Origin of the sequence: Nocardia sp. NPDC051981 (genome assembly GCF_040680715.1) — a bacterium.
Taxonomy (GTDB): Bacteria; Actinomycetota; Actinomycetes; order Mycobacteriales; family Mycobacteriaceae; genus Nocardia.
Genome location: NZ_JBFAXK010000065.1, coordinates 1 through 3,501, shown reverse-complemented (window position 1 = coordinate 3,501; position 3,501 = coordinate 1). Strand labels below are relative to the sequence as shown.

At 64.0% G+C, this 3,501-nt stretch carries 4 protein-coding genes; 1 reads left to right on the top strand and 3 read right to left on the bottom strand.

What is annotated here, in order from left to right:
* The first annotated feature begins 153 nt into the window (after window positions 1-153).
* Window positions 154-843 carry an SMI1/KNR4 family protein gene (locus tag AB0L60_RS42350; protein ID WP_364626600.1) on the top strand — a complete coding sequence of 230 codons (690 nt, stop codon included), beginning with the start codon at window positions 154-156 and terminating at the stop codon, window positions 841-843.
* A 162-nt stretch (window positions 844-1,005) separates the two neighbouring features.
* Here the strand turns inward: AB0L60_RS42350 and AB0L60_RS42345 are convergent, their stop codons facing one another.
* The 3 genes from AB0L60_RS42345 to AB0L60_RS42335 form a co-directional block, all read right to left on the bottom strand.
* On the bottom strand, window positions 1,006-1,602 hold the full coding sequence (locus AB0L60_RS42345; protein WP_364626598.1) for a hypothetical protein: 597 nt from the start codon (window positions 1,600-1,602) through the stop codon (window positions 1,006-1,008).
* A gap of 293 nt (window positions 1,603-1,895) precedes the next feature.
* On the bottom strand, window positions 1,896-2,222 hold the full coding sequence (locus AB0L60_RS42340) for a hypothetical protein (protein WP_364626595.1): 327 nt from the start codon (window positions 2,220-2,222) through the stop codon (window positions 1,896-1,898).
* A 156-nt stretch (window positions 2,223-2,378) separates the two neighbouring features.
* Window positions 2,379-3,266, bottom strand: coding sequence for an ADP-ribosylglycohydrolase family protein (locus tag AB0L60_RS42335; RefSeq protein ID WP_364626592.1), 888 nt, complete (start codon window positions 3,264-3,266; stop codon window positions 2,379-2,381).
* Window positions 3,267-3,501: the final 235 nt, after the last annotated feature.

Below are 3,501 nucleotides of genomic sequence, written 5' to 3'. Positions count from 1 at the left end.
ACGTTCCACGGCCTCGGATCGGTACGGCCAGTTGATCTTCCGATACCCCACGCTGGCCGGTTCGGTCAGCGCGGTATGCGGCAGAATAGTGCGTTCGGGTCGGGTCGAAACGCCGCATCGGCGTAAGTCGGAGGGCGCTGATAGGTTGCGATCATGCTCGCGCTCGAGGTCTTCGACGGATATGTCAGCTGGCTCCGTGACAACGTGCCCCACGCCTACGAAAACCTCGCTCCACCAGCAACTCCCGCCGAACTCGACGCCTTGGAACGCCACCTCGGCTACCACCTCCCCGCCGAAGTACGGGCCGTACTGGCCGTCCACAACGGCCAGAAGTCCACCGACACCGCAGAACACACCGAATACGCCACCCCGTGCCTGCCCACCCTGTCGCTCCTGTCCACCACGTTGATCCGAGAATGCTGGGACCGGTGGAACGCTCTTCGTGACACCCCCGACATCGAGCAGCTCCAGGACATGGGCGACGTCTTTCCCGGCGCCGCCGGCCTGGTCAAACCGCTGTACTCCTCACCGGGGTGGATCCCGCTGTGGTCCGACCCGATCAACGCCGACTACATCGGTCTCGACCTCGACCCCGACGTCCGCGGAACCACTGGCCAGATCATCAACTTCGGCCGCGACGAGGAACGCCACTTCATCTGCGCACCCAACTACACCAGCTTGCTACAGATCCTGCTCGACGAAGTCCACACCGGCGCCTGGCCCGCCACCGAGATGGAAACCGAACTCCCCGACGGCAGCTGGGCCGATCTGCCCTGGTTCGGCGCCCCCGACGATCATTTCTTCAACGCGCTCTACGGCCGCTTCAAAGCCCAGACAACATGACCTGACACGCTCGGCATTCGGAAGTAGCGGACGTTCCGCTGGCCTCGGATCGGCACGGCCAGTTGATCTTCCGATGCTCCGCGCTGGCCGGCTTGGTCAGCGCGCCATGCGGCAGAAGAGGATGTTCTGGCGCTGCATGGCAGAAGGTCCCCGAACCCATTCTCAAGTACGGATATCGAGGCTTGACCGGTGCCAGATGGTGAGGTCGCTACTGGTAGCGACCGCCAGGGTGAGCCCGGAGCTGGAGAATCCGGCGGCGCGGAAGGTGGAGTAGTTGGAGTGGAAGATATGCCACCAGCCCTGGCCGGGTGGGTCCTTGTAGATGCCGCCGTCAGCGGAGAGTAGGACGCGGTCATTGGGCCAATCGGGAGAGACGATATCCAAACACCAACTGTCGGGGGTGGTGTGGTGGAGGCCGCCGCCGAAGAGACCGGCGATGTGCACCGGGGTGCCCGCGATCGGTCCGAGCCCGGGGCAGGTCAGGCCGGGGGAGCAATCGGGCGTGCTGGTGTCGGGATCGGGATCGTAGTCTCGGGCGATTTTCTCTCCGGTGACCGCGTCGAAGAGTCCATGGCCGTTGGAGGACACCACCATCACCAGATCATGTCCGTTGTCGGGATGGACCGCGAAGCCGATGCCCAACAGCCCGCCGACCGGAGTCCTACCGGCGGACAACGGTTTCCAGGGCGCTGGGGTCGGCTCGACGGGCGCGTCCAGGAAGTGATCGCGCAGCTGTTGCTGATAGTCCGAGAGCAACACATCTCCTATCGGTGGTACCGGAAACCGGTCAAACACTCGACCGCAAGTCGTCGGCCGGTGTGAGATCGACATTCCCGTCGGAGTTCAAGTCTCGCTGAGCACACGATCGCTCGGTATTCGGCAGTTCAGTGCGTTCGCCCCGACTCGGATGGCAACGGCCAGTTAATCTTCCGCCGCCCCGCCCTGGCCGGTTCGGTCAGCGCGGTATGCGGCAGATCAGTACGTCCGGTCGATGCTGGAAGGCTCCGGCCAGTTGATTGCCCAGTTGGGCAGCGCTGTCCTGGGTGCAGGTCTCAACTTGCGGGATATCGGTACTCATCGAGGAGGCGGAAGAACACATCCGTCGCCGTCTCCCCGTCGCACAGGTGCTGCTCGATGGCCGTAGCCCAGCCCAAGGACATGCCCCACCCGTACTTCGACTCCAGCCAACGCGCGAACGGCCCGATCGGTCCAAGAGCGAACTCTTCCGGTATCGAATGCACTTCGAGCGCAACCGAATAGCCAACGAGTATGGCTTGGAGCTCCTGCAACGATCCGCCACGTGCCCACGCCAGCGGGCGTCGTCGGACGCTGTGATCGAGCAAGTCGTAGACGTCGCGGCAGTCTGCTAACGCTTTCACCGGTCCACCTCATCACAGCAACTGCCCGACTCGCAGCGGTCATCTCGCAGCAGATCACTGCGTTCGCCGGCGGGCGCTGCGGCCGTCCCGATCCGAGCGGTCAGCGGCGGAGTAGTGTGTTCGGCCGTCTGCGGAAGAGCAGGGTTCGCATCTGGATCATCTTGTGAGCGTGATCGCCCATTCAGGTAGCGGTTCGCAACGTTCGAGCCAGTCGAGCGGGATGTCATCGGAGGTTGCGCGGGCACCGAGGATCCCGCCGATGATCGCACAGGTGGTATCGATATCACCGCCGGCCGCAACGGCTGTCCAGCATGCGTCGGCGAAATCATGCCCGTGATGAGCGACGACCCAGAGGCTGAATGGCACGGTATCGAGCGCAGAGGTGTCGTGGCCGACGCCCAATTCCACAGCGGCAGTGCCAGAATCGTCGATGGACTCCGCTTGCCTGAGCTTGTCTCGGACAGGCCCGTCGGGCATCTGAGCGGCGACCATATCGAGGAGTTCGGCACCATGTAGTTGCGGTTTCGCCGCGGAAAAGGCGGCGGCAATTGCCACCGCGACCGCCCCGGCCACGGCATCGGGGTGGGCATGGGTGACCTCCGCCGAAGCCGTGGCCTCAATGACTACCCGATCGATGTCGTCGGCAAACCACGCGCCCAGCGGCGCTACCCGCATCGCGGCACCATTTCCCCAGGACCCGCGGCCGTCGCGCGCTTGTTGGGCGAGTTCGCGCCAGTGATAACCCTTTTGGCGGATCAGCCGCAGGATCCGACTCGTTCCGGGGCCGTATCGGCGATAGATGTCGTAGTGGTCGGCGAACGATTGGGCCAACGCGTCCTGACCGATGCGGCCGTGTGCACTCAGGACTGCGAAGATCGAACACGCCATCTGAGTGTCGTCGGTCCACAACCACGGACCGGGCAGCACTCTCCGCTCCTCAAGCGCGCCATGGTTGATCGGATCGTCGAAACACGACCCGAACGCGTCCCCCACCGCCAGGCCCCGCAGCGACATCAGCGCCCGTGATCGGCCATCAAAGCTCATCCGACCAGTCTGGCAGGAACCACGATCCTCACCGCAGAATCGATCTTGAGGTAAACGCAACATAATCGGCAGTAGCGGAGGTTCTGCACCGCACCAGGTTCCGACCGCCAGCGCTCCGCGCTGGCCGGTTCGGTCAGCGCGGTATGCGGCAATAGCGGACGTTTCGTCGGGATGATCGATTCGGGAGGCACAACAGCCACGGGATCCCTGCGCAGTGGTAGCGTTCTGCGCCTTT

Excerpts from the sequence above, each read along its gene's own strand:
- AB0L60_RS42335 (WP_364626592.1), bottom strand. The coding sequence starts at position 3,266 with ATGAGCTTTGATGGCCGATCACGGGCGCTGATGTCGCTGCGGGGCCTG.
- AB0L60_RS42350 (WP_364626600.1), top strand. The coding sequence starts at position 154 with ATGCTCGCGCTCGAGGTCTTCGACGGATATGTCAGCTGGCTCCGTGAC.